25 protein-coding genes and 12 tRNA genes are annotated in these 26,256 nt (G+C 39.1%); 2 read left to right on the plus strand and 35 right to left on the minus strand.

Annotation, left to right across the window (positions count from 1 at the left end):
• Positions 1 to 6: 6 nt before the first annotated feature.
• From A3860_RS00570 to A3860_RS00625, 12 genes are all read right to left on the minus strand, one after another.
• A complete protein-coding gene (locus A3860_RS00570) occupies positions 7 to 819 on the minus strand; it encodes a glycosyltransferase family 2 protein (protein ID WP_081144596.1) in 813 nt (270 codons plus the stop codon).
• A gap of 17 nt (positions 820 to 836) precedes the next feature.
• A complete protein-coding gene (locus A3860_RS00575; protein ID WP_081144597.1) occupies positions 837 to 1,808 on the minus strand; it encodes a glycosyltransferase family 2 protein in 972 nt (323 codons plus the stop codon).
• Between the two features lie 74 nt (positions 1,809 to 1,882).
• Positions 1,883 to 2,935 carry a glycosyltransferase family 2 protein gene (locus A3860_RS00580; protein ID WP_081144598.1) on the minus strand — a complete coding sequence of 351 codons (1,053 nt, stop codon included), beginning with the start codon at positions 2,933 to 2,935 and terminating at the stop codon, positions 1,883 to 1,885.
• On the minus strand, positions 2,925 to 4,070 hold the full coding sequence (locus A3860_RS00585) for an N-acetyl sugar amidotransferase (protein ID WP_081144599.1): 1,146 nt from the start codon (positions 4,068 to 4,070) through the stop codon (positions 2,925 to 2,927). The genes A3860_RS00580 and A3860_RS00585 overlap by 11 nt, the downstream gene beginning before the upstream one ends.
• On the minus strand, positions 4,057 to 5,004 hold the full coding sequence (locus A3860_RS00590) for a glycosyltransferase family 10 domain-containing protein (RefSeq protein WP_081144600.1): 948 nt from the start codon (positions 5,002 to 5,004) through the stop codon (positions 4,057 to 4,059). Before A3860_RS00590 ends, A3860_RS00585 begins: the two co-directional genes overlap by 14 nt.
• A 48-nt stretch (positions 5,005 to 5,052) precedes the next feature.
• A complete protein-coding gene (locus A3860_RS00595; protein WP_081144601.1) occupies positions 5,053 to 5,691 on the minus strand; it encodes a hypothetical protein in 639 nt (212 codons plus the stop codon).
• Positions 5,692 to 5,719: 28 nt separating this feature from the next.
• A complete protein-coding gene (locus A3860_RS00600; RefSeq protein WP_081144602.1) occupies positions 5,720 to 6,532 on the minus strand; it encodes an SGNH/GDSL hydrolase family protein in 813 nt (270 codons plus the stop codon).
• The gene (locus tag A3860_RS00605; RefSeq protein WP_081144603.1) at positions 6,514 to 7,749 is read right to left on the minus strand and encodes an ABC transporter ATP-binding protein; all 1,236 of its coding nucleotides are present in this window, start codon (positions 7,747 to 7,749) and stop codon (positions 6,514 to 6,516) included. Before A3860_RS00605 ends, A3860_RS00600 begins: the two co-directional genes overlap by 19 nt.
• A gap of 11 nt (positions 7,750 to 7,760) precedes the next feature.
• Positions 7,761 to 8,603: an ABC transporter permease gene (locus A3860_RS00610; protein WP_081144604.1), complete on the minus strand. Its 843-nt coding sequence runs from the start codon at positions 8,601 to 8,603 to the stop codon at positions 7,761 to 7,763.
• Between the two features lie 55 nt (positions 8,604 to 8,658).
• Positions 8,659 to 11,052, minus strand: coding sequence for a GumC family protein (locus A3860_RS00615; protein ID WP_081144605.1), 2,394 nt, complete (start codon positions 11,050 to 11,052; stop codon positions 8,659 to 8,661).
• Between the two features lie 4 nt (positions 11,053 to 11,056).
• The gene (locus A3860_RS00620) at positions 11,057 to 11,917 is read right to left on the minus strand and encodes a polysaccharide biosynthesis/export family protein (protein WP_143773881.1); all 861 of its coding nucleotides are present in this window, start codon (positions 11,915 to 11,917) and stop codon (positions 11,057 to 11,059) included.
• Entirely contained in the window at positions 11,907 to 12,416 is a 510-nt protein-coding gene (locus A3860_RS00625; RefSeq protein WP_081144607.1) for a UpxY family transcription antiterminator, read from the minus strand. The genes A3860_RS00620 and A3860_RS00625 overlap by 11 nt, the downstream gene beginning before the upstream one ends.
• Before the next feature lie 853 nt (positions 12,417 to 13,269).
• On the opposite strand from A3860_RS00625, the gene A3860_RS00630 reads away from it, so the two are divergent.
• Positions 13,270 to 14,448 (plus strand): acyltransferase family protein, encoded by a 1,179-nt coding sequence (locus tag A3860_RS00630; protein ID WP_081144608.1) that lies wholly within the window; start codon positions 13,270 to 13,272, stop codon positions 14,446 to 14,448.
• Positions 14,449 to 14,451: 3 nt separating this feature from the next.
• On the opposite strand, the gene A3860_RS00635 is transcribed toward A3860_RS00630, so the two are convergent.
• Positions 14,452 to 14,985 (minus strand): hypothetical protein, encoded by a 534-nt coding sequence (locus A3860_RS00635; protein WP_081144609.1) that lies wholly within the window; start codon positions 14,983 to 14,985, stop codon positions 14,452 to 14,454.
• 212 nt (positions 14,986 to 15,197) lie between these two features.
• Here A3860_RS00635 and A3860_RS00640 point away from each other — a divergent pair, with 212 nt between their 5' ends.
• Positions 15,198 to 16,301, plus strand: coding sequence for a metallophosphoesterase (locus tag A3860_RS00640; protein WP_081144610.1), 1,104 nt, complete (start codon positions 15,198 to 15,200; stop codon positions 16,299 to 16,301).
• 74 nt (positions 16,302 to 16,375) lie between these two features.
• Here the strand turns inward: A3860_RS00640 and A3860_RS00645 are convergent, their stop codons facing one another.
• From A3860_RS00645 to A3860_RS00750, 22 genes are all read right to left on the minus strand, one after another.
• Positions 16,376 to 17,845: an RtcB family protein gene (locus A3860_RS00645; RefSeq protein WP_081144611.1), complete on the minus strand. Its 1,470-nt coding sequence runs from the start codon at positions 17,843 to 17,845 to the stop codon at positions 16,376 to 16,378.
• A gap of 13 nt (positions 17,846 to 17,858) precedes the next feature.
• Positions 17,859 to 18,425: a DinB family protein gene (locus A3860_RS00650; RefSeq protein ID WP_081144612.1), complete on the minus strand. Its 567-nt coding sequence runs from the start codon at positions 18,423 to 18,425 to the stop codon at positions 17,859 to 17,861.
• A 163-nt stretch (positions 18,426 to 18,588) separates the two neighbouring features.
• Complete coding sequence (locus A3860_RS00655; protein ID WP_216823354.1) at positions 18,589 to 18,729, minus strand: hypothetical protein; 141 nt, start codon at positions 18,727 to 18,729, stop codon at positions 18,589 to 18,591.
• 125 nt (positions 18,730 to 18,854) lie between these two features.
• Complete coding sequence (locus A3860_RS00660; protein WP_143773883.1) at positions 18,855 to 19,598, minus strand: hypothetical protein; 744 nt, start codon at positions 19,596 to 19,598, stop codon at positions 18,855 to 18,857.
• 161 nt (positions 19,599 to 19,759) lie between these two features.
• Positions 19,760 to 20,242, minus strand: coding sequence for a ribonuclease H-like YkuK family protein (locus A3860_RS00665; RefSeq protein ID WP_081144614.1), 483 nt, complete (start codon positions 20,240 to 20,242; stop codon positions 19,760 to 19,762).
• Between the two features lie 20 nt (positions 20,243 to 20,262).
• Positions 20,263 to 21,333 (minus strand): AAA family ATPase, encoded by a 1,071-nt coding sequence (locus A3860_RS00670; protein ID WP_081144615.1) that lies wholly within the window; start codon positions 21,331 to 21,333, stop codon positions 20,263 to 20,265.
• A gap of 264 nt (positions 21,334 to 21,597) precedes the next feature.
• Positions 21,598 to 21,670, minus strand: a tRNA-OTHER gene (locus tag A3860_RS00675).
• Positions 21,671 to 21,675: 5 nt separating this feature from the next.
• Positions 21,676 to 21,747: transfer RNA gene (locus A3860_RS00680), tRNA-Asn, on the minus strand.
• A 9-nt stretch (positions 21,748 to 21,756) separates the two neighbouring features.
• Positions 21,757 to 21,830: transfer RNA gene (locus A3860_RS00685), tRNA-Arg, on the minus strand.
• A 15-nt stretch (positions 21,831 to 21,845) separates the two neighbouring features.
• Positions 21,846 to 21,918: transfer RNA gene (locus A3860_RS00690), tRNA-Ile, on the minus strand.
• 6 nt (positions 21,919 to 21,924) lie between these two features.
• Positions 21,925 to 21,997, minus strand: a tRNA-Ile gene (locus A3860_RS00695).
• Between the two features lie 7 nt (positions 21,998 to 22,004).
• Positions 22,005 to 22,079: transfer RNA gene (locus A3860_RS00700), tRNA-Lys, on the minus strand.
• Between the two features lie 9 nt (positions 22,080 to 22,088).
• A tRNA-Arg gene (locus tag A3860_RS00705) sits at positions 22,089 to 22,159 on the minus strand.
• A gap of 8 nt (positions 22,160 to 22,167) precedes the next feature.
• Positions 22,168 to 22,236: transfer RNA gene (locus A3860_RS40855), tRNA-His, on the minus strand.
• Between the two features lie 6 nt (positions 22,237 to 22,242).
• A tRNA-Gln gene (locus tag A3860_RS00710) sits at positions 22,243 to 22,315 on the minus strand.
• A gap of 8 nt (positions 22,316 to 22,323) precedes the next feature.
• A tRNA-Asp gene (locus A3860_RS00715) sits at positions 22,324 to 22,395 on the minus strand.
• A gap of 4 nt (positions 22,396 to 22,399) precedes the next feature.
• A tRNA-Gly gene (locus A3860_RS00720) sits at positions 22,400 to 22,471 on the minus strand.
• Between the two features lie 3 nt (positions 22,472 to 22,474).
• Positions 22,475 to 22,550 (minus strand) — tRNA-Pro (locus tag A3860_RS00725).
• A gap of 1,076 nt (positions 22,551 to 23,626) precedes the next feature.
• Complete coding sequence (locus A3860_RS00735; protein ID WP_081144617.1) at positions 23,627 to 24,298, minus strand: response regulator transcription factor; 672 nt, start codon at positions 24,296 to 24,298, stop codon at positions 23,627 to 23,629.
• A gap of 24 nt (positions 24,299 to 24,322) precedes the next feature.
• Positions 24,323 to 25,033, minus strand: a complete 711-nt coding sequence (locus A3860_RS00740) for a sensor histidine kinase (RefSeq protein WP_245843441.1) — start codon at positions 25,031 to 25,033, stop codon at positions 24,323 to 24,325.
• The gene (locus tag A3860_RS40860; protein WP_158085109.1) at positions 25,030 to 25,443 is read right to left on the minus strand and encodes a hypothetical protein; all 414 of its coding nucleotides are present in this window, start codon (positions 25,441 to 25,443) and stop codon (positions 25,030 to 25,032) included. The genes A3860_RS00740 and A3860_RS40860 overlap by 4 nt, the downstream gene beginning before the upstream one ends.
• 299 nt (positions 25,444 to 25,742) lie before the next feature.
• A complete protein-coding gene (locus A3860_RS00750; RefSeq protein WP_081144620.1) occupies positions 25,743 to 26,243 on the minus strand; it encodes a hypothetical protein in 501 nt (166 codons plus the stop codon).
• Positions 26,244 to 26,256: the final 13 nt, after the last annotated feature.

Here is a 26,256-nt window from a genome sequence, read left to right on the forward strand (position 1 = left end):
ATGATTTTAATGATTATTTGATCTGAGAACTTTCTTAACAGTATTGATAAAAAAAGTTCTCCGCTTCTTTCGCGAAATGCCGGCCAAGAAATCTTTCCTTTCCTTATCATTTAAAGGGCAGGCAGGATTCTTGAAATAACGGTCCATTACCATCTTACGCAATTGTTCATATTGCTGCTGTGCGTAAGATGACTGGGATTCCTGCCCTTCATGCAAACGAGACCAATACAGGTCTGGCACAAATTTTACCATTGGATAGTTCATTGCAAGCCGGTACCACAGATCAGTATCCCCTATCATTCTTTCACCGCTGAATCCACCCACTTTATCAAATGCTTCTTTTTTTATTATTGAGGAGCCCGGCGCTCTATCAAAATGGCCATAGCCATAAAAATTCTCTATATATGCTTCTCTGGAAGTTAAAAATACAGGATATGGTTTTGAAGGATCTGTTTTTGCGGATAAGCCAAAACCGGCTGCAGGAAATTTTTCCATGCAATGAACCATTACTTCGAGGCAATGGGGATACATAATATCATCTGAATCAAGATACTTGATATACTTACTCTGTGCATAAGAAGCCGCCTTATTCCTGTTTGGATAATCTCCAAGATTATGCTCGTTAATAAAGATTTTTACTCTTTTGTCTTTTTTAGCATATGAGTTTGCTATTTCAACTGTTTTATCGGCCGAACTATCATCTACAATAATTAGTTCAAAATCTTTAAGTGTAGAGGCCAGTACACTCTCGATAGCTTCTTCAATATACTTTTCACGATTATAAGCCGTCATTAATACACTAACCAGTGGGTATTGCATATTGTTAGCAGGAAATATTAAACGGGTTTATGCGCTTGAGGAATTTGGTCGCACAATAATTTATATTTTTTAAGAAGAGCATCTTCTCCTTCAGAAACAGATTGGTTAAAAATGTCAATGGTTTCATTTACTTTTTCCCTTATTGCAAGATTGTACCAGAACCACTTCCATTTGTCGGGCCATGTCACTTCCCTTTCTTTCACTAATAACTTGATATCTTTCAATTTCCGAATAAAGCCATTATCTGTATATGAGGGCTTAAAGCCTAAAAACCTGTAAAAATGATAATACTCAGCAAACAGTCTTTTAACTATAGAAGCCGGCTCCTCATAATGGTAGTGATAAACTCTCGCTTTGGGATTATATGCAATGGAATATCCTTTCAAAATTGCCTCTCTGGCCCATAAACAGTCTTCAGCAAACATAACTTCCCGGAAAGGAATTTCTTCCAAGATCTTTTTTCTATAGATCGCGCACACATTATCCCATCCACACACAGTTCTTTTTTGTGTTGGATGTAATTGGTTGAATTGATCCGGAGTAAAATTATATTTTACGAGTTGTGGATCAGATTGCGGCCTGAACCATGCTACGGGATTTTTATCTTTCTCCCATGGAACAATTTGCTGACCACAAACGCCAGCTACACTTTCTTCTTCGAACCCATTGAGTAAATGTTGAACCCAGAATTCGTCGACGGGCTTTGCATCCTGGACAGTCATTATAACAAATTCCCCTTTTGCCTCCTTAACTCCCAGGTTTCGCGTTAAACCATGATTAAAAGAAGCCGCATCAATTTGTATCAGGCGAACCGGAAATTGGGTTATAATATCAAGACTTGAATCTGTTGAACCGGAATCTATTATTATTACCTCTAATCCCCCATTTATTTTTTGACTTAATAACCCTTTTAGCGTATCACTAAGCCAATAGTCCCCATTTTTAACAGGAATTACAATAGATACCAATACTTTACTACTATTACTCACAAAACAAGCTTTTGCTTTTTACATTCCTTGATCCTGTTGTGTGAATTACTGAACATTAAATTTTCCCTAGTTTTTTAACTAAATTGAATTGGATGGGAATATTTTATTTTTCCCAAATAACTTTCAACAGGTATATGCAGCGCCTTCAACTTCTTTTCAAAATAATGATTAAGAAATGGAATGCTCAACAGTTTGAACTTCTTAAGGCCTATATACTTTAAAAAAAACTTTTCATCTGAACCCGACAAAATATTATGGGTAATACAAAAACCAAGAAGCGTTTTAGCCTCTTCAAAACAATTGCTTCTTATTGCACTTGAAATCAAATCCACACCCATGTTCCGCAATCCTCTTTTATATTTCGACTTCTCGTTTTTATTTTCAATCGAAATGGTGGTTTCTGTAAACACAAGCATGCGGCTTTGAAGTTTTGGCCGCGAATGATAGCCTGTTCGTGATAAACTTACTTCCGACACCCTTATATAAACATCCGGATCAAGGTCTAATCTTTTTTTGTAAGAAAACCCGTTTAAGATTGAACGGAGATGCAACTCCACATCCTGCCATAATCTGAGATTTTCATTCCACATGCCAGCTTTATTAAATGAATCCTTTTTCCACAGGGTACCAGTTCCCTGACATACAGGGTCTCCCAATAGCAAACGGGTCACATCGTCTTCGTCGGTATCAATATTCCAAAGCACCCCCATGTCATCAGGCTGCTTTTTGAACAGCAGCATGGAAAAAACAATGAAATCAGATTCAGGAGATTCGTTTGCAGCTTGCACACGCTGTTCCAGGCAGAAAGGGGCCAAAAGGTCGTCGGTATCGAGGAATAATACATACTGACCTGAAGAATTTTCAACTGCAATATTTCTACAGGTGCATGCGCCCTTGGGCTCTCGGTTTCGTTGAAACACTTTTATCCGAGCATCTTTTTCAGCAAACCCGTTTAATACTTCCAGGCTATTATCTGTAGAGCCATCATCTACAATGACCCATTCCCAATTAGTATAGGTTTGTTTGAAGATCGATGAAGCCGTTTCAAAAACAATATCACCGCGGTTAAAACTGGGGGTAATAATAGAAACTATAGGACGATTGCCGTTTATATCTTTAGGATGCATTGACTTTTCTTATGCCTGCAACCGTTTTAAACGATTGCCAAAGGGGTTTTAGCGGTTTTAGAAAAGGGTAGTAATTAAAAAAAGAGCCTTCCGTATCGAATTCCCTATGATCCCGTACGGCCAGTTTCATTATCTTTTCAAACTCTTCTTTTGTTAATCCCAATTTTTTCAAAACAAATTCAATATCAACCTTCAATAACTCAGGATCGTATGCAGGATTCTTCATTTCCTCTAATGCTTCATCCCTGGTTATTTGTCCGGAACAAATCAATGAAGAAAGGTGCGCCTTACGCTTATCCACTTTAAATTTAACAGGTAAAATATATCCCTGATAAAATCTCGTCCAAACCGATTCATAATGTTTACCGCCATAATCTCTCCAGTCGAGTTCCTGGATTAGTGTTTTTTTCACTTCATCTTTTACATAAGGAACCCAATTCAGATAATTCACAAATTCAACACCCGCCTTGTTAATAAATCTTTTCATTTTTCTGTCAAGAAAAGGAAAGGAGTTCAATTTCCGCGTACCATACTTTTTATGAATAGCCTGAATATTTATAAAATCTTTCTTATTGTAAGTCCAATGATAAGGCAATATGCCTTCGGTTACAACATTATGCCCACCTAATACATATTTAATATCATTGTCCTTGGCAATTTTAAACATACTACCATAAATAGCATGATCAGTCAGCACTTCAATATCAATTACAGAAGCTTTTAAATAAGCTAACTGTAAATCTTTAAACTCTTCCCAATCTATAACATAAGTATATAGGTCAAATCCAAGCTTATTTACAATGTTCTCAATATTCTTAACTGCCAATTCAGAGTTCCATCCATTATCAAAATGTACGCACAAGGCTTTCAAGCCAAATTTTGCAGCAAGGTATGCCACATAACTGCTATCTACACCTCCACTTAATCCGATCAGGCAATCGTACTTTCGGTTCTTTCCATATTGCTTTATAGTGTTTATGGTTCCAGAAAGTAACGATTCAGCCTCAGCACCTGTTTTTAAAAGAAATTGCGCTTCTTTGTAATAATAGTGACAGTGATTGCATACTCCATTCTCGTCTATTTGCAGGTTTGCATCATCACTATAATCGAGAATACAATTTTTACAGCCAGTCATGCAATTTTTGTTTTATCTTTCTTTGATAATTGCCTAATAGTAAGCCAGCTTTTACTCTTTTATAATTTAATGTTGCTGATACCGGTTTTTCGTCCAACGCCTCAACTACACCCTTAAAAAAAGAAACAAGCCTTTCTTCGCTAAAATATTCATTGGGTTGGTGATCATTAAATAAGCATTCCTCTAAATACTGCTTATACAAATTATCATCATTATCTATCTCAATAATTCTTTCCATTAATGCATCAAAAGAATTATAATCGTGATAATTAATAAAGCTCTTTGTATTCATCTCCTGGTTTATTACCGGATTACCCCAGTATATAGGCACCGTATTTACCTGCATGGGCTCCAACACCTTTTCCGTAGTATATCCAGGATGTGAAGAATTCTCAAAAGCAATAATGAATTTATATTCGTTTACAAAACTCAGTTTATCGGCAACCTGCTTTCCTATATTATTTAAAACGCGGCCTCCTGAATCAACTTTTTTATAGGTTGACAACTTATGAAAAAAATCAATTCTTGTATCCGATTTGGGATTAGAGACTATGAAGCAACAAAATTTTTTCTTTCGTTGCATTAACGCCTCAATTTCATCCGCACTTTTTTTTCTTACCAATTTGTCAACCGTATATTCATTGTCGAAATAGAGTACATATAAGGGGAACCTTAAATGCCTTGGATGATCAAGATAATCAAATGATAAAACGTAGTCAGCTATGCGGAAATCGGGACGAATGTTTTCGCCAAAAAATTGAATTTTATGGCAACTATAAGACAAATGCCTGTACCCGTAATTTGAGAAGAAAAGAATATCTGGTTCGTCAGAAATTTCCAGTTGAAAATATTTGCTCAGGAGATTAAAGAAATAATTATCTCTCACCCTAAAGCTAGGCCAGAAATCTGTAAAATTTACTTTAATTCTATCCATTCTTTTTTGGTAAATAAGAACCAAACAATTTGTACTGTCGTCAATTACTTAATTAGGTAAAATCCTTATAATATCCCTTTTGATCTCAACTTTAAGCTTCGCGTTAAATTTAGAAACAAAGTCTTTCAGCTCTGGAATTGTAGGATAATCATTTGTACCATCAAAACAACGGGCATCATCTATTAATATGACATGCTTTTCTTTATGAGGCGATGAAAAAATAGCACCTAGCTCTTCCAGCACCGGAGTTAGCTTATTTCCTTTAGCAGTTTTAATATACGTGTCGCCTAAGAAAAATTCCGATGAATAATGACCATCCAGCCAAAAAATGCAGGGGGCGTTAATCTCTCTAAGTAAATTTGCCATTAAGGCTCCACTGTTTCCATGAATTATTTTTACTGTGGGCTCATTGGCAAAACGCTGCTGTGCCTTCAACGCAAGTTCTTCGCTTAATTCAATTGAAATCACTTTTGAGAAATCACTTTTCAATGCAGCTACAGTATCTCCCATAAAAGTTCCGGTTTCCACCAGAACATTAACACCAAATTGCTTTTGATGATCTTTAATTATTTGCCTTTTCTCCTCATAAGGAGGGATGATATACTTCTGTGCATACCATTTCTTGTATTTTGTTATACATTTAAAAACAGGGCGCCATAATATCTTTTTAAGCCAGGTTAAGTTCATATAATTTTGAATGAATATTTTATTACTGTTATTTTACTGATGGGTACCAATCTTTTTGCAGCGCCCGAACTTTGTTAACAATGAGTTGCCTAAACTTTCTGGCTTTAAAAAGAGAATACACTTTGATCAATTCATAATAACTAAAAACTCTTCTTCTTAAAGGCAATTTGATTTGAGGAAAATATTGTTTTATTTCCCTCAGAAACAAAGGCATGGCAATTTGTCCCAAATGCACACCATCAAACAAGTAATGTTCCTTTGTAAATAGCCGCTTTACAACCAATGCATCAAATACATCTACAAACACAATTCCATGATTATTGCACTTGCTTTTAAGCATATCATTAAAGCATCTGGTACATAAATTTCTTTGCTGGTGGTTTCCGTAATGAGGATATTCAGGGTTTTGATTTAAGTAAGATGTAGGAATAGCATTCCAAACGAACACATCAAATCCCAAATCTTTTACTTCCTTTATTACTTTGAAATAACTGTCAACACAATTCCTGACGCCTTCTTCCAGACTTATTCCCTGTCTTTCTGCCTGTTTAATAATATGAAAGCGACAATCAATTTCCCCGAAACAAAAAAGAATAGAAGCCTGTTCCTTATCCAGCTTTGCAACTATTTCAAACAATTTTTCCCTGCCGCAGTTAGTAGTATTTTCTTTATGCAAGCTATATGCTAGCACAGGCCCCAACCTGATACCTTCCAGAAAAGGGATAGCATTTATTGAAGGGTCAGGGTATTCTTTCTGAATCATATCCTTACCTGCAAAGAAACTGGCATGGCTATCCCCAATACAAACAAGCTTCTTCAATTTTAACGAATCTTCTCCCATTGTACTTTTTGTAAAGTAGCTCCTAACCTTGGTTCAAACAATCGACCATCTGCATAGGCATGTTCAATTTCAAACATCTCCCCGAATTCAACCCAGTCCACGAACTGCCTTGATCTGTCAAACATTCCGGCTGAAACAAAATATTTTCCAGGGACTAAATTATTTTCCAATGTAACAGAGACCTTATGGTTGGTACTGTCAATTTTAAACAGCTCATCATTATCTTTTTGAAATAAGCCGGTAATTGGTGAGCCTTCAATATTATAAATAAGAACGAAAAATTCAACCTGACTTATATTTTGCAAAACTTCAATCTCAAGATCGATTGTAAGTTTCTCAAAAATTGTTACCAGTGGGTTCTTACTATTATTAATATTAATATTTACAATTTTAGCAAACTCACATTTCACTTTATGGGAATATAACTTTGCCACAGTGCCAAGATCAGCACTGCCTTCAAGATATTTTTCAACAGCTTCATTGGCTCCTCCGCTAAAGACCAATTTGCCCTGAGATAAAACTATCCCCGATTTGCAAATGTTCTTTATTACATTCATGTTATGACTTACAAACAAAACAGTTCGCCCTTCATTTTTACTAACATCCTCCATTTTTCCAATGCACTTCTTCTGAAACTGGGTATCTCCAACAGCCAGCACTTCATCTACAATTAAAATTTCAGGTTCAAGATGCGCAGCCACTGCAAAAGCCAACCGAACATACATACCACTGCTATATCGCTTTACAGGGGTATCCAGAAATCGCTCAACTTCAGCAAATGAAACTATTTCGTCAAACTTTTTATTTATTTCCGCGCGACCCATACCCAAAATAGCTCCATTTAAAAAAACATTTTCGCGTCCCGTAAGCTCAGGATGAAATCCTGTACCAACCTCAAGCAAACTTGCAACACGACCCCGAATAGAAATCTTCCCAGATGAAGGCTCCGATATCCTGCTCAATATTTTTAATAGTGTACTTTTCCCGGCACCATTTCGACCGATTATTCCTACCCGATCACCTTGCTTTATTTCAAAGTTTAAATCTCGTAAGGCCCAAAACTCTTCGCTGTTTCCCTCAGGCTTAACTCCTTTTTGAAATAATTTTTTAACACTTTTGGCCATTACATCTCGCAGCGTTGTATAGGGCTCCTGCTTTTCATGGGATATGAGGAACTTCTTGGATAAATTTTCAACTTTTATTAAAGGCAACGCCATATTAATTAAACTTAAATATTGTCAGCAAATGTTTTTTCTGTTTTCCTGAAATACCAAATACCCAACCACATAAAAAACAATATCATTCCCAAGGACAAATAAAATCCAGGCCAATACATAGGTTCGCCGACAATACACCATCGAAATCCATCAATAATGCCTACTACAGGATTAAACGAAAACCAAAAACGAATTTCTCCCGAATACCTTTCAGCAATAACACTGCTACTGTAACCAACGGGAGTAACATACAATCCTAGTTGAACAATGAAAGGAACTACATATCTGAAGTCGCGGTATTTAACATTTAATGCGGTAACATACAGGCCCACTCCAAAAGCTAATAGAAATGCCATGATAATAAATACAGGCAGCAATAACATATTTAATGAAAGTGGGTACTTGTAATATATTATTATCAACAATAACAGCCCAAACGAAATGGCAAAGTCAACTAGGCTTGTAATTACAGATGAAGCGGGAACTATCATCCGGGGAAAATAAACCTTTGATATAAGATTTGCATTACCCAAAAGACTATTGCTGGCCTCAGAAAGTGCAGTTGAAAAAAACTGCCAGGGAAGTAATCCGGCAAATACAATTATCGCATATGGAGTAGATGAAGTGCTTGAAGCAAGACTTGCGACTTTACCAAACACAAAAGTAAAAATCAACATTGTCAGAAGTGGTCGAATCACACCCCAGGCAGCACCTATTACAGTCTGCTTATACCTTACTTTAATATCCCTCCAGCTAAGAATATAAAACAACTCGCGGTAACGCCAGATATCTTTCCAGTAATTTTTCTCGGCCCGCCCAGGCTCAATAACGAGTTCGTCGGTCAATGCTGCCATGCTATTTAATAATTATCCCTTATAATGTTATTAGAAAATTTTTGTTCTTAAAAAACTATTTCTTTGCGAGCCATTTACTCCATCTGCTACGCTTAGGTGCGCTATTATCGAAATAACTTTCGCCATTACTGCCGGCTCCATTTCCATATCCATACCCATAACCATAGCCATAGCCGCCACCATAGCCATAATAGCCATAACCGCCACTTGCAGATATATCATTGATAATGATAGAAAGATGTGTCAATTTTTTTTGCCGGTAAATATCGTCGATCAGTTGAATTTGTCTTTTTTGTGTATAATTATGACGAACAATATAAATCGTACCATCTGCGTAACGACCCAGGGTTATAGCATCACTTACCAGCCCAACAGGCGCTGTATCTATTATGATAGCATCAAACTGTTTGCGAAGTTCGGAAAATAGCAGTTCTATTTTTTCGCTTAACAACATTTCGGCCGGATTGGGAGGTACCGGACCGCAGGGGATTACATACAGGTTTTCTACATCCGGCACCGGATGTATCGCCTCATGCAGATTAATACTTCCAACAATATAATTGGTAATTCCCTTGCGCTCATGCAGTCCGAGTCCCTTCATGATCTTCGGCTTACGAATATCAAACTCCAGTATTACGGTACGCTTTCCTGATAATGCCAGTACAGAGCCGAGGTTTGTGCTGACAAATGATTTTCCTTCTCCACTGAACGAAGAAGTAACTAACAGCACCGGTTTGGATACATTCGGCAATATATATTGAAGGTTCGATCGTACTATACGAAATTGCTCTGCCAGAAACCGGCGATTATTCCGGGTTACCACCAGCGTTTTGCCTTCTTCAGCATGCCCTACTTCACCAAGAATTGGCGTTTGGGTAATTTGTTGGATATCTTGTTTTCCTTTTATTTTATCGTTAAGATATTCTCTTAGGAAAATAATACTGGTTGGTATTGCAATCCCAATCAGTATAGCAAACATATAAAGTCCTTTCCGGTTGGGACTAACAGGAATTCCTGAAGCAATAGCAGGCTCTATTACCTTAATATTTGATATGGTAGACGCAGAGGAAATAGCAGTCTCCAATTTCTTCTGTAAAAGATACTGGTATAGTTCCTGTAATATACTCTGCTGCCGGGTTACTTCCAGCAGTTGTTTTTCTTTGGACGGAATAGAATTGATCAATCGGTCGGCTTCTTTGCTCTTGTTCTTGATAGCGTCCAGCGCAAGCACATAGGTTTGCCGCACATTTTTTAGATTTTCAAGCATATCGTTGCGCAGTTTTCCTATGCCTGCTTCCATCATGAGTATGCGCGGATTGTTAGGCGCTACATTTTTAAGGGTTGTTTCCCGCTCTAACTGAAGTCGGTTAAATTCAGTAACCTGTTGCAGCAAAGAAGGTTCTTCAATGCCCAACATAGAAGGAATTATCTTATACTGATTGGCATTGCTTGAAAGATAATTGATCAAATAATCAATAACCTTAACTTTTATTTCCTGCTCTGCCATTAACTTATTCGTTTCAGACAATTCATTAAAAAATAACTGGCTTTGTTGTTCAGGATTAATTACACGACTTTTTTCCCGATAATTCTTTAGATTTTGTTCTACCCCTCCCAGATCGCGGAAAACTGCCTTTAATTGGTCATCTATAAATGCAAGGGTTTTTGCCGCAATCTCCCGTTTATCTTCCAGGCTGGCCTGCTGGTATTCCTTCATATATTGATTTACTATATCAACTCCCAGCCTCGTATTTTCGTTAGTAAATGACAGTAATAGTACATTGGCATAATCGTTAACCCTGATTACATTGATACCCCCACTTAACCCAGACGCCATACTCTCTGTTGATTGCCAGGATACTACAAAATCATTACTGGCAAACAATTTGCGATCCCTGTTATTAGCAGTAATTCTGAATTCTACATTATTCAGCTTGATTCTCTCATTGAAGAAATGTTTTTGTGGTTGTTCATTCAGCAAAAACTCATTAGTCCCCTGTAAAGAAATCAATAGGCTGAACCCTGAAGAAGAATCAGGTATTGATAATATCTCAAAATTAAAGGGCACATCTTTTGGATAAACAATAGTGGACCGGATCTTTCCTTTATTAAATACCTGTTTTTGCAGCTCAAGCGAATTTACAACGCGACTGGCAATAGACCGTGACTTGATAATCTCTATTTCATCATTCAATTTATCTACCCTTTGCATCATAAAAATGTCATCGAACTTATCTCCACCACTACCGTAAGGGTTTTGGGTTGACACGAGGAGCTTACCAGCTATATTATATGTAGGAGTGGAATAACGTAGCTTAACATAAGCACCTACTAATGCCAAGGATACTGATATTGCTACCCAGGGAATGTATCTGAGATATCTAAAGATCATTTCCCTGGGACTGATACCTGTTTTTTTGGTTTGATTCTCCATTATTTCTTCTGACATAAGATTATCTTCTGAATAAACTGATAAATACGGCAGTAATTGAGAGAATTGAGGCTCCAAGTGACACAGCCTGAAATGCAGATTGATTATTCACCGCAGCTTTATTCTTACCTACATCTACCACAACCATATCATTCTGCTGTAAATAGTAATAGGGTGATAGAAAAACGTTGGGATCTTTAAGATTCAACCGGCCGAACGTTCGCTGGCCATTCGATTCCCGGACTACCACCACATTATCTCGCCGGCCATATATAGTGATATCGCCGGCAAGACCAATCGCCTCAAATGCATTTAATTTATCGGTGGGAACAGAAAATGAACCAGGGCGATTTACCTCTCCAATAACAGTAACCTTATAATTCATAAACCTTATTTCCACATAAGGATTTTTTAATAATCCAAGATTGGAATACATATAAGCCAACGTATCGCCCAATTGTTTTTTTGTTTTACCTTCTACCTGAATAGAACCTAACTTGTATAACTGAATCTCTCCGAACTGACTTACAACAAATCCCTGCAGTGTAGAAGCTCCCGAAGTTGTAGTACCTCCTGAAGCATTGCCAGATCCACCTATGTTACCGAAAGATGAAGTTGATGAACTATTTGCCAATGGATTCGTTACCGCCGCCGTTGCCAGCGGATCATCACTATAAACAGTAATCCCTAACAAATCACCCTTCTGAATAATCGGCTCAGGAACTTCCACCTTGCTTAACTTTGCCGTATCAAACGATCCTTGCAGGTATTGCAGGTTTTTAACGTTACCGCAGGATGTTGTTAATGCAACAATTAATGCGCAAATAATGAATGGAAAATAATGAATGCGAAGCAGAGATTCGCGTATTTGATTATTTTTCAAGAAGTACAATTTTTGATTTATCAATATAGGCAGAAAGTATAAATCCTATGCTTTCTATAACTACTTCTACTTTCTTGTGCAAAACTTTTTTCACTGTACCTTCCTTACCCATTAATACGCCACTTTGCACTATCACTTTTTTACCGGCCTTTATATCAACAGCCCGCACTTCAACATCTTCATGATCATTCAAAAATTTCTTGATTACCAAAATCTCCTTCTCTTTTATTATGGCCGGCTTACCTAACCAATAAACAAAGTTTACTACACCACTTGTCATTCGAACAGGCGTTTTTTCTTCTTCATTTACTTTTACAAATACATACGATTTAAAAAGGGGTTCATCAATCAGTTTTATGCGATCACTCCATTTGCGATGCACCTTATTGAGCGGGCAATAACTTTCAATTCCTTTTTCTTCCAATAGCTTATGCACCTTTTTCTCCCATCGTGGACGGGTATACACAGCAAACCATTTTTTTGATGTTTGTGCAGCCATATAAGAATTAAAGCCTCATGCAACAAATCAGCTATAAAAATTGTAATAATTCATAATCAGGTAATGCAGTCAGTAAATTCAGGCTGCGCATGGCTTCGCCTCGTCAGTCACAGAATAATTTCCGGAACCGATTGATTATGAATTATTTAAATTCAAGTCTACCAAATCAAAAACCCAATAATAAAGGGCATAAGCGAGCCACTTCAATGAAGTACTCCTTATACCCTTCCACTATAAAATATATTTAGTGTAACAATTAGCGCTGACAAAGGAATTCTTTCCATGTTTTTATTCTAAAGCATGGAAGTTTTAACCATTCGGTACTTCCATCGGCAAAAGCCTGCAATGCTACCTGAACGGGTGCAAATATAGGTGTTTTTTAATGTGTATAAACATGTGCAAAAAATCTTAACCCTTTATTTTTCAATCCAAAATACCATTTTCTCAGTCCCAATCTTTTACCAATAATCGAAAAAACACATTAAAGAGTATTCTTATACCTCATTCATCCCCCTTCGGCAACTGCCGCAAGGTAAATAATCATTTTTATAATCAGCCTTGCATTAAGCAGTAAAACACAGGTATTATTTTTATTTAATGATCCTCTCGATCATAAACGACGAATAACTCAATACCCCCATTACACTGCTATAATTTTAGTATTTGCTGCACTGGCGGTTTATAATATCGTGCCAAAAACGTATATGAATAAATAAATATTGTTGCTTATAAAAGGTCAAACGCTACTCGCAAAAAACTGCATTACACAATAAGGATTATCCTGCTTTTTCAGGGTCCCAATAGCTTGTTTTCTGTTCACTGGTTTCTTATCTTTCCCTATAAATGTATTCGCTTGCAAAAACGCTTCTACTCACTTGATGTTTTCCGTGGTGCAACAGTGGCTTTTATGATCCTGGTAAATAATCCAGGCAGCTGGGCAAATTTGTATGCACCGCTTGAACATGCACCCTGGCATGGCTGTACACCTACCGATCTCGTTTTTCCTTTTTTCTTATTTGCTGTAGGTAATGCTATGTCTTTTGTAATGCCCCGGCTTCAGGAAGCTGGCACTCCCGCCTTTCTTAAAAAAGTGGTCACCAGATCTTTGCTCATCTTTCTCATTGGCTTTTTCCTTAACTGGTCGCCTTTTATAAGGTGGAATGATGATCACCTTACCTTTAAAGCGTGGGAATATGCAGGCGCAAATGGCGCTTTAGTCGGAATACGTATTCTGGGTGTATTGCAACGAATAGCACTCAGCTATTTCTTTGCTTCACTGATCATTTATTTTTTTAAGATACGTGGCGCATTTGTAACTGCCATCACCCTCTTATTGTTTTATTGGGCAATGACCTTTTTGCTGGGCAGTGCGGCCGATCCTTATAGCATGAATGGTTATTTTGGTGTTCAGGTAGATAAGGCCATACTGGGCGAGTCACATATGTATCATGGTGAAGGCGTTGCATTCGACCCTGAAGGCATTACCAGCACGCTTACTTCCATTGTTCAGGTGATCTTTGGCTATTTCGTTGGTTTTTATATTCAGCAAAAGGGTAAGAATTATGAAATGCTGGCTCATTTACTGATCGCCGGCTGTATTTTGATCTTTACCGGCTATGCCTGGGATATGACATTCCCCATCAATAAAAAAATATGGACAAGCTCCTATGTGCTTTATACTACAGGCCTGGCCATACTGGTGCTTTCCGTTTGTATATTATTAATTGAATTCAAAGACGCAAAAGGTATCTGGAGCCGCTTTTTTGATGTTTTTGGCAAGAACGCCTTATTTATCTTCTTTCTGAGTGGCTTTTTACCGCGCGTTATTGCACTATTCCGCTGGGTCGATCATTATGACGACAAAGGAGAAAAAGTATATACCAGCGCATTACCCTGGTTCTATCAACATGTTTGCAAACCCGTTTCAGCCAATTTAAAAAACGGTTCCTTGCTATATGCAATATGTATGATCGCATTTTACTGGCTCATCGTATACATTATGGACAGAAAAAAGATCTATATCAAAGTGTAATTTTTACAATACTATTTTTCGCAGTAACCGGAACACCAGACATATGGCTATATACAGGGCCGATAGAATTACCATGGAGAATTTGGTGGTGGCCATGTCATAGGCCAGCAAAACCGACCAGCGGGTAGGTGACCCCTGTAAGCTTTTCAGCATGGCTATATTTTCAATTACATCGCAAATTCCAGCTATTATTAACAGATAAGTCATGAATTTACCCGTACGCATCAGGATCTCATGGCCGCTTAACCGGCCAAAATAAATACAGGCCACCGAAAGTCCGGTAGTATATAAAACAATAAAAAGGAAATCGAGATATATTCCAATTATGGCATGGTTCAGCTTTCCATAAGTTTCCCAGTCAAGTATAATTCTTTCAGCTACAGAAAGCTCTTTAGCCAGTTCAAACCGCACAATTTCATCTGTAGCCAGCGGCTGCATATACCATTTTGAAGCAATAATAAACAGGCAATTGATGGCCAAAAGTACCCAAAACCAGCGTTGAAGATTTGCGGGAGGAGCAAACGATAGTTGTTTCATTGAAGCAAGTATTTTGTTAACAGGCATTCCTGCTAATTTATCAGACTGCCTGTTTAAAATAGTATAGAGCAGGATTCAGGAGAGAACCTGGCATTTTTCCGATCTTCATGCCGGGTATACAGTCAAACTGCATTGATCTTTAAATGACTGTGATTTGCTATCTTACTAAAGTAATAAATTTCAGGCAATTGAAAAAAACCTGATTTTTCACTATGAAAAAATTGCTACAATTCATATTTAAAAAACCGGTTACCTGGCTGGCCGAGCGCATCTCTTCTTCTCCTAAAAAGGACAAGGTATTCACATCATTGACACAGTTACTCAATAATATCCAAAATAAAAAAGAAGGCTGTGGACTCATTCTTCCATTTGAACTGTCAACGGGTAAGTTCATCATCCTGTCCGACGAACATAAAGGCGCCCGCGACCTGGCAGATGATTTCCGTTTGGCCGAGAAAAATTACCTGAATGCGCTAAATTATTATTTCAATAACGGATTTTACTTTGTCAACCTGGGCGATTGCGAAGAGCTTTGGGAAAACAAACCGGATATAGTGATGGATAAAAACAAAACCGATCTGCAGGCAGAGTTGCGTTTTTTACAACAGGATCGCTATTACCGGGTATTTGGCAACCACGATCTGCAATGGAAATTCGAGTTTCCACGCACCCGTTTTCTGAAACCCGTGTTTGGTGATAAACTCACCATATATGAAGGACTGCTACTGAAAACCAATTACAACAACCGCGAATATTCAATCTTTTGTACACATGGTCACCAGGGCGATCAAAAGAGTGATGGAAATGCTTTCAGCACCTGGTTTGTAGCTGCCATCTGGACGCCCCTGCAACGCTTCCTCGATATCAGCATCAATTCAACATCCGACTCTTTTGAACTGGTCGACAAACATAATATCATGATGTATGAATGGAGTGCCACGCAGAAAGACCTGTTGTTCATTTCGGGCCACACCCATAAACCGGTATTTGCTTCGCTTGATCATATAGAACGGCTTACCAAACAATTAAAAAAGGCAAAAGATAAACAGGATACTGCCGCTATTCAAACTCTGGAAGCAGAACTGGAAAAAAGAAAGCAGGAATACGCCGGCAAACAATTTCATAAAACCATGGTGATCCCATCGTATTTTAATAGTGGTTGCTGTTGTTATTCAGATGGAGATGTTACCGGTATTGAAATTGAAGGCGATAACATCAGACTGGTAAAATGGAAAGAAGAAAATGGCCAGTCGCAACGGATGGTACTGGAAGAAAGTGCCCTATCTTATATTTTTGAAAAGCTTTCAACGCCTTAATTTAAAGTTTGCGCCCGTGCCGGGCGCACAAAAGAAAATGCCGTCCCGGTTAAACCGAAACGGCATATATCCTTTTATTCACCGTCCAATGAATTCGTTTTTTGCCATTTTTTTGGTGCAGTTCCATCCATTCTAACAATCTTGGGCGAAAATTTACCTACAACATCCACTAATGCCGACTGGCTTTTCATCACTACTTCAATATCCTTGTAAGCATTCGGCGCTTCATCTAACCCACCGCCAAGCAATTTCACCCCGTTCCGTTGCAATTGTTCTTTCAGCTCACTTTGCGTAATAGAATTTAATGCTTTGCTACGGCTCATTTTTCTTCCGGCTCCATGTGAAGCAGATGAAACAGAAGCTATTTCGCCTTTTCCTTTCACAATAAATCCCGGAGCGGTCATGGAACCAGGAATGATCCCCAGCACATCTTTTCCTGCCGGCGTTGCCCCCTTACGGTGAACGATCAGTTCCTTTACTTTTCCATCAGGGGTTATCATCATTTCTTTCCAGGCAAAATTGTGGTGGTTTTCAACCATCGTTAATGGCTTTTCACCTATTGCTTTTGCAATCTTTGCATGAATAACATGGTGACAGGCCGATGCATAATCACCAGCCAGGTTCATCGCCAGCCAGTATTCCATACCTTCCTGTTCATCTAAATTCAACCAGGCCAAATTAGCCGCTTCACCGGGTAATCGTCTTTTTTCCCTTGCTATTTTAGTATAGTGGTTGGCGATGTTGGCCCCTAATGCTCTTGAACCTGAATGGGTCAATAACCCTATATACAAACCAGCGTCAATACCTAATATCGCATCTTTCTCACTTACTTCAACTATACCAAATTCTGCAAAATGGTTTCCTGATCCGCTCGACCCCAGTTGTTTCCAGGCCCTTGATTGCAAACTTTTCAATAAAGGTAGCTCGTCAAACTCTTTCCGTTCCAATACCTCATGGTCAACAGTATCTTCATCTTCAAATATTCCGGGGCTACCAAACAAAGTGGCTTCATTTAATTCCCGTGAAAAGAAATGTTCCCGTTGCACTAATTCTTTTGGGGTGATAGGAAAAACGCTTAAACACATGCGGCACCCGATATCAACACCAACACCATAAGGGATCACTGCATTTTCTGTTGCCAGCACACCCCCTATGGGCAACCCATAGCCCGCATGCGCATCGGGCATTAAGGCACCGGCCACACTAATAGGTAAGCGGGACGCCAGTTGCATTTGATGAATAGCGCCTTCTTCAATATTTTCCCCTCCGAAAACATTAAAGTGAATACCGGTAGCATTCAATTCAATAGCTTCGCCTGGGGCAGTTTCTTTTTTGGGGATCAGCTGTTCGGCTATCAAACCCAGCACCGCATCATTTTCATACTCTACCGGCGCGCTCAGTATTTTTTTCAATAATTCCATCACTTCCTCCTTTTTCTCATACTTATAGTTCTTCTCCATTACGTTCATCGCTATGCTTATCACGGGTCCTTCGGGATAACCGATAGCTCTTAACTCTTTACCTGATATTTTCAGTTTCGCCATAATTTGTTTTTATTCAGCTAACGCCAAGATTAAATTCAACTTCAACACGCTCCATTTGGGTAATATGCCTTTTAGCATGTTGAACCAGAAAGTATATATAATGGTAAACGTCTATTTTACCCAGATTATTTACACTCATCATGGTTTTATACAAAACGCCTTCACCACCTTGCAAAGAAAGCAGGTGTTTATGGCATTGCTTCAATTGTTGTTCCAGCTCATACCTGATTTCAGTGATCCGCATTCTGCCTCTTGGTTCCATATGACCAGGGCGGCTCCATTCAAATGATCTGTGTTGACCAATGATCTTTAACCGGTCCCAATCAAGATCATAATCGGCCAGACTGCCTAAAAAATCTTCTTTTTTTGATCTTTCAAGTGCTTTTTTAGCTCCCTTACTTATCAGCAATAATAAATAATGGTTCGTCAGCGATATATGTTCAAGGTTCTTACGAATGCTCCATCCCCTATTATCGGGTGTATAATTCAACAGCTCATTATCAATATTAAACCATTTGAACAATTCATCAAAGGTTTGTTTGAGCTCCATTTCAATTGTATTGATCACTTCGGCCATCATACATAATTCTTTTACTGGTTACTTACTCTGGTTTAACCGAATGGTAATAAAGTAGCCCCGGCCGGGCCGGGACCACTTTAATTCTCAAGGCTATACAACTTACAAGCTACCTGTCCGTTCCGGCGGCTACAGGTTATATTTCGCAACCTTTAAACAAGGCTGGTCATTTCTGTGATACCAGGATCTGCTTCAGCTGATCGATCAATACGCCATTTCCGTTTACACTGATATTGCTGATCTTGTCTGCGATCTTTTCTACATACTCCATTTCCTTCAGCTTCCACAACATGGCATTTTCTTCCATCAGTTTGTTCGTTCACCAACCGAGGTTGTTTTCAACCGGCTATATACCAGTCTTCCCGTTGGAGAAGCTTTTTTACCAGACCAGGCAATGGCCCGAGTATGGTCATTAATAATATTTTTTACTAACTAAACCCGGTCTTCAGTTAATTCATCTAGAATTTGTTGCAGAGATTTATTCTTCAGCATATTCTTTTCACGACCGTCTTCATAGTCTTTCCACCAGCACCCACCTCCTCCATTTAATAATTTATCTAATCGCCGGCAGAAGCGATTTCTTCGCAAATAATTCCAGATACCCTGCAACTCCGCATCAATCAATGCATCTCTTTTCTTTACTTTATCAATAATATTGGGGCGGGTGCGTAAGACAAACCGCCAGGGTTCACTGAAAACATACCGCTTCACCAATCTTTTTTTGCAATCGGTTTCCCATACTTCATAGAAGAACTGCTTTTCTTCATCTGTAAAAGCCAACTGCTTAAACTGACATTCATACGGACGTAATAAGCTTTGCTTTTTCACCCTGTATTTCTTTGTCCCGTATCTTCTGTACTTAACTAAAAAATCTTTACGATGGCTCCAGTCGCACGTATTAATTTTTGCCAGAATTTTTTCAAATAACTCAGCATGCTTACTGCGCGCAACATCATCCCGCAAAACAAAGAATCGAATCCATCCTTTTTGTACGGGCGGAACTAATGGCTCCCAGCCGAGATTGCGTTTTTGCTCGTATAATTCGCTTTGTCTTCTGCTTGTCTTCAACAACTGCTTATCAAAATCCTCGTACTGCATGCGTTTCTTTTGCCTTACAGTACGCAATCGATACGAAAGAATTTCAGTACCGTATTGCTGAATGAGTTTTGTGTCCATAATGATTTTTTTGGTTTCGATCGAAAACTCCGGTGCCATTGCACCCTTGCTATCCTATTTTTCATTATGAACTGTGTACTCTTCTTCATTTTTTAAAATCTTTAAACAGGTTAAATTATTTAAGAAACATATCCAGGCATATACATCCTGGATATGTTTGTTTACTGAACTATTTTATTTGCACAACTTGAGCTGGCAAATGCATGTGGCTTGGCTTTAAACACAAATCCCATCCCCATGATATAGCCCATGGCCTCTTTCAACGCATCATTACTTTTGAAGTTCGGGTTGGTGTTGATGTCGGCATGCACCTCCATGTCTACGTTATAAACAGTAAACAGGCGGCATAATGCATAAGCGACCTCAATACTTTTTGAAACCTCCATTAACATCCGTTGTTTAATGCTCATCTTCTGTTGGGTTGTTTCGTTGTGTATATACATGAAACCACCTTTCCCTTTTCGAATGAACACGATCACTGTTGCGAATTCGGTTTCTTTACCCTTTACCTGGCTATCGGTACCAATACATACTTTTAACGTATGCCCCATCTCTTTTTCACGAACCAGTACGGTCCTTACTTCGTCTTCAATAGGTCTTTTAATTCGAGTACCATCCAGCCGCCTCCATTGCTGTTGTTCCATGGCTTACCATTCCTTGTATTTTAGTTTTGAATCAGATTTCGTCTGAAACCAATCACTTCTACCCTGCTAACCGGTTGCTCCTTTTCATGCGGGTTGGCAATTTCTGCTATGGTCATGGGCTGGTTAACAATTGTTTTCAAACCCAGATGATCGCTTAACCGCTGTGCTTTTTCAACACTCAGTTTTCCGAACTCATACTTTGCTATCAGCCTTCCCTTTCGCATCAATGCACTATCAACCAATGTGAGCGAATTATTAAAAGTGCAAATGAGCTGTACGTTCAGGAAATCGGCCAGTAACCCATCTGAAATATTCAGCAGGTTCGACACTGCCGACCCGGAATTGTACTTGCGGTCCATGATAATATTTTCTGCATCTTCAATGACCACTACGGTGTTGGGATTATCGATCAGCATTTCAATAAAATCAGGATTCATCAGGTTACCAGCTACCGATGGCGACAAAAACAACACACGTTTTTTTATTTTTCCAATCAGGTAGCGCAGGTAAGTTGTTTTCCCCGTTCCCGGCAAGCCATGCAGCAAAACAATTCCTTTATCGTTCTTCTTATTCAGCCTTTGCCTGATGATCTCATCCGTTTCCCTGAAATCATCTTCATAAAAAAGGCCGATATCCAGTTTTGTACGTTTGATCTCCATGGATTTTAGCTCAAGGCTGCTCCCACTTTGCACTATCAAGTTGATTTCAAGTGGCTGACGTCTTTGCTTTTCTTTGAATTGACTCGCTATTTCTGTTAATGTAGCTATCACATCAGCCTGCAAACCATCGTGCAAAATTTCACAGTAATCATCGAGCTCTATAAGACAATTATTCTCCAGAATAATTATCGTTTTATCAAACTCATATTGCTTCTTCGTACTTCTATACCAGCGATACTGATGTATGTCTTTTATTTGTGCACCAAACTTTTCCTTTATCGCTTTGAACGCTTTTTCACCATCTATATGGCTTATAAAGCTCAAACTGGGTACGCGGTTGAAATAGTACAGGTATAATACTTTAGTATCCAGAAAGCGTTCATCAAACACATGATTGGCGCTGATTACCTTCTGCGTAAATATATTTTCCATATTTTCCTTTAAATAGTTAATAGATGTATGCTCCTTTGTTTACAAAGAATGTCTCATTAACTATTTCATTACACGAGTACGCATAACCTGTTTTTTTAGCACGGACACTTCGACTCGAACGAAGACTGAAAGTTTTGGAGACTATCATGCTAGCCATTACATTATGTCCGTATGGGTGGTGCCCCGTGTCCCGATAGCTATCGGGAGAACCACGATGATCCCGGCTTCAACGGGATGCAATAGAACCATCTCTGCCAAAGCACCTGGTAGTCTGTATGAGATTCGAACTCATGCATCCCGCTAAAGCGGGAAGCCTAACCAGCTAGGTGAACAGACCAATTGCGGATGAAGAAAGATTCGAACTTTCGACCCTTCCCTTAACAAGGGAACGCTCTGCCGCTGAGCTATTCATCCATTTATTTGTTGGCCCGATGAGACTCGAACTCATAATCGCCCGGGTAGAAGCCGGATGCTTTATCCAACTAAGCTACGGGCCAGTTCCTAACTATCTGTGATGACTGACAGACTCGAACTGTCAACCGGTACCGTATCAGGGTACTGCTCTACCAATTGAGCTAAGTCATCTTATTGTTGACCCGACCGGACTCGAACCGGTAACCTTGTGCGTATAAGGCACTTACTCTTACCATTGAGCTACGGGTCATTTTTTGTTGGCCCGATGAGACTCGAACTCATGATCCCCCGGGTAAAAGCCGGGTACTTTTTGCCAACTAAGCTACGGGCCAGTTTTACTGATGGCTTAGAAAGAGTCGAACTTTCATTTCTGCGTTCGTAGCGCAGTGTTCTTCCATTAAACTATAAGCCAGTTTCGGGTGCGCTGCGGGGCTCGAACCCTGTTCTCCCCGTTCACAGCGGGGCACTTTACCAATAAGCTACAGCCACCATTTGTTGTTGAGGCTGGGTTTGAACCAACACCATCAGTGTCAAAGACTGATATGCTTAACCGTTACACCACTCAACAATTTTTCGCGGTCCGTATGGGAATCGAACCCATATCATCGGATAGACAATCCGGGATGTTAGCCTTTACACCAACGAACCTTTGAGCAGCACCGGAGATTCGAACTCCGTCCTCCTGATTGGAAGTCAGGTACGCCGCCATCAACGCTTATACTGCTTTTGGTATAGGAGACAGGACTCGAACCTGCAGCCTCCCCGATCCAAACGGGGTATCCGACCAACCGGAATACTCCTATATTTTGTAGCGGCCATGGCTACCGCTACACATTTTCATAAGGTTTAATCTTAGTCAGGTTTAATGGTCAATGAATGTTTTTGGAAAAGCATCCGCCAGCCGGCGGACGCTTATTTTCCTCCTTTTTGAACCACGTATCTTTAATCAATTTTTATCGTACCTGAAATTCGGCCGGGTGTCTTGCATCATTTTGTTCTGCATGCTGTTGCCCGTTTTTCTTATTCCTTTTGGCCTTATTTTCGAATAAAGCAACAATAGCTTTGATCAGAAATACACTCATTATTAATTTCATCACGTACCTCTCTTTTTCTTTTTCATCTGAAGTTTTAATTATTACACCTATTTGCCGGTATTACACCAATAAAAAAGCCCGGTCGTTTTTGTCGACCGGGCTTTTTTATTCGATGCCTGTTTATACAGTTTCGTTTAAACACAACCTGGTCGTATTGGTATAGTATCCTCTTTCGTGCCGCCATTGATAAAAATCACCACCTCCGCATTTGCACACGTATGCCACAGGATAAATCGTTTTGAACTATCCTTCCTCATCCGTCGTATATATTGCAATGGTCTCGGCATTATTTGTATTTGTTTATTTAGATGTTGTTATTTATAAATTTCATAAGCTTCAGTAATTATTTCTTTGCTAACTCAGCCACTAACCTTTACACACATATGAATAAAACATACCCTTCCCTGCAAGGTCATGAACCGGCCCTTTCGCTGTATTTTTTCAAACAGCCGATAAATAAAAAACCCCGCAATTCCTTGCGGGGCCTGTGTTATATCGAATTAGTTTTTTCAACTTATTCATCAGCGTAACACGCCCCGCAAACAGCAAAGTCATGAATCCGACTCCAGCCGTATTGTGATTCTATGTTTCTTTGTTTGCGATTCATGTTTGTTGATTTGTTTATGCAAAGGTGTTAATATTTTTTCAATTACACCAAATAATTTGGAAAGTTTTTTAAAAATATTTTTTTAGTCCCCCAATGCAGTACCCATATTTTCGGTTATACATCGGGATTAATTACAGTACCAAAGAGGTGATTGTCAATAGGCGTGGTAAGCCATATGTTATATATTGCCCGGCTTGTACAGGTTGTTCTTTATGGCATAAATAATTATCCCGGCGGTGTTCTTCACTTCCATTTTTTCCATGATCTTTAACCGCAGTCCTTCTACAGTTCGTACACTTAAAAATATTTTATCGGCAATTTGTTTACTGGTGAGGCCATTACAGATATCGGCAATGATATCGATCTCCCGTTCATTAAAATCGGGTCGCTGTTTCTGTTTGTAGGGGTTGAACTTGCTTTTGGCCACCATTTGGGCCAGCTTGTTGGAGGTATGACGGCAGTAGTACGGTTGTTGCTGGTAAACCGATTTAATGGCTTCTATGATCTCATTCTTATCAGCATTTTTCAAAAGGTAACCACGGGCGCCGGCTTCCAGCATATCGATAATAAGATCTTCTTCATCGAACATGGTCAGTGCGATGATGCCAATTTGCGGATAATACTCCGTAAGATGGCGGGTAGCGGCAGCCCCATCCATAACAGGCATTTTTACATCACTGATCACAATATCCGGCTCCTGCGATTTTACCTGTTCTATCAATTCTTTTCCATTGGCAGCTTCTGCCACCAATAAAATATCCGGCTGCTTTTGCAGCATGGCCCGCAATCCATCGCGAAAAATTTCATGATCGTCCGCAATAGCAACTTTTATATTGCCATAAGTTCTCATATAAATATAAACACCTGGTTCTGGTCAAAGAGGAATTTCGATCGTATATGTGGTGCCTTTACCTGGCTCACTTTGACAGGTAAACTCACCGCCCATCACCTCGGTCCGGCTTTGCAAGTTACGAAGTCCAAGGCCGGGATTGTCTTTTACTTTGGCAAAATAATCAAATCCTTTTCCATTATCGGCCGTCATTAACAAAAGTCGGTTACCCTCGGTAACTATTTTGATGATCAGCAGGGAGGCCTGGGCGTGTTTTATGGTATTGTGAAGAATTTCCTGAATAATGCGGTAGATATTTACTTCTTTTTGCTGGTTCAAATGCAGGTCCTGCTCACATATAAATCTTATTTCTAATGCATAGGCATTGCGGTTATTATCAATAAACTCGGTGATGGCTTTTTGAAGCCCCTTACGTACCAGCGTATTGGGCATGAGGTTATTTGAGATCTCCCGCAATTTCCGAATAATGCTGTCGAGATGGGTGCTCGATTTGCCAATCATTTCCTCGTCATCGGGATCGGTAGTATTGAGGTTGTTGATCTGAAGTTTTACGGCGCTAAGAAGGGGACCCAGTTCATCGTGAAGGTCAGAAGCAATTCGGCGACGCTCTTTTTCCAATGTATCAATTTCGGCCTGTATCTTTTCCTTATGCAGTTTCAGGCTGCGGCGCTGATAGCGTATGATGGTGATAATGAAGTAGAGCAAAATTATACCCACTACACCTACTACTATCAAAAGAGACTGGTATAGTGCTTTTTCCTGGGGACCCATACTAATGCAACTGCATACAAAAGATTAACCAATAAATTAGAAAATACGCCTATCGCCTGCAAATCCCTTCTGAATTGAACGCTTACTTTATGAACGATCAATGTTATGCCGGTAGTTACTACCAGTATAAAGAACGAATAAAAAATAATTATTCCCAAACATATCCAAAATTTCGGGTTCCTGAATATGCTGTTTCGTTCATGAACCACCATCTTGTTAAACGTATTCACACTGAAAAAGATCAGGGCAAATGCATACAGTATAAAAAAGTAATAATTGTGCTTTACAAAACCGGTTGTAACATTCTCTACTATCCACATCAGGAAGCCAATTCCGGCAATGGTTAAAAATGTCGATTTATTTCTGTTAAACAATCCCCAGTTATGAAATAACCAGAGAAATAAGAAAAAGTCAATATAAGAAAAAACATTCAATACAAAAATAAAAGCCGACGGATGGCCTGTTTCAGTGAGCCTCCAATTAAGTATCTCTACAGCCAAGGCTGCTATACAATTAAAAATGAAGGGATAGTAAGACGGATCTATCCTTCGAAATCTTACTATCCCGATTATTACAGCAAAACCTATGCTTAAACTAAAAATAAAACGTAAGGTGTCATCCATTGTATGAGAAAATCTCAGTCATTGAAATTCATATAAACAAAACCACAACATTATGGCTGCTCAACAGTACATGGAGGGCTGCATTGACCGTATTCCAAACCACCGTCATCATCCGAAACCTGCGCTGCCAGGGCCGCGCCCTTCTTTTTGATATATATGTCATGACCCAAAGAATCAACGCCTACTACAATTAATCGCAAGGCTTTTTTATTACCGGGTCCGGGTTTTACTCCGTAGTAAAATCTAAGTCCAAAAACCTTGGGGTTCTGAACAAAACTATCTATCGCCGCTATGTTGAATGTTTCACTATTCGGAATAAAAAAGTTGGGACTCCGGCTTACAACACTGTCGCGAACAGTTTGAAAGTCTTTCCTGAAAATGTCAATATCCATTACAGGAATAAAATGGTTTCTTCTGCCAAGTTCCGATGTGTCTTTCGGAATAGTGATACAGATCTGACCTGGTTTAGGCCCTTCCTTACAGGAACCGATCAACAAAGCTCCCATAAAGAACAAAAGAATTAGAGGGTAAGTCAACAGTGACTTTTTCATGATAGTTGCTTTA

Source organism: Niastella vici, assembly GCF_002077945.1.
Classification (GTDB): domain Bacteria; phylum Bacteroidota; class Bacteroidia; order Chitinophagales; family Chitinophagaceae; genus Niastella; species Niastella vici.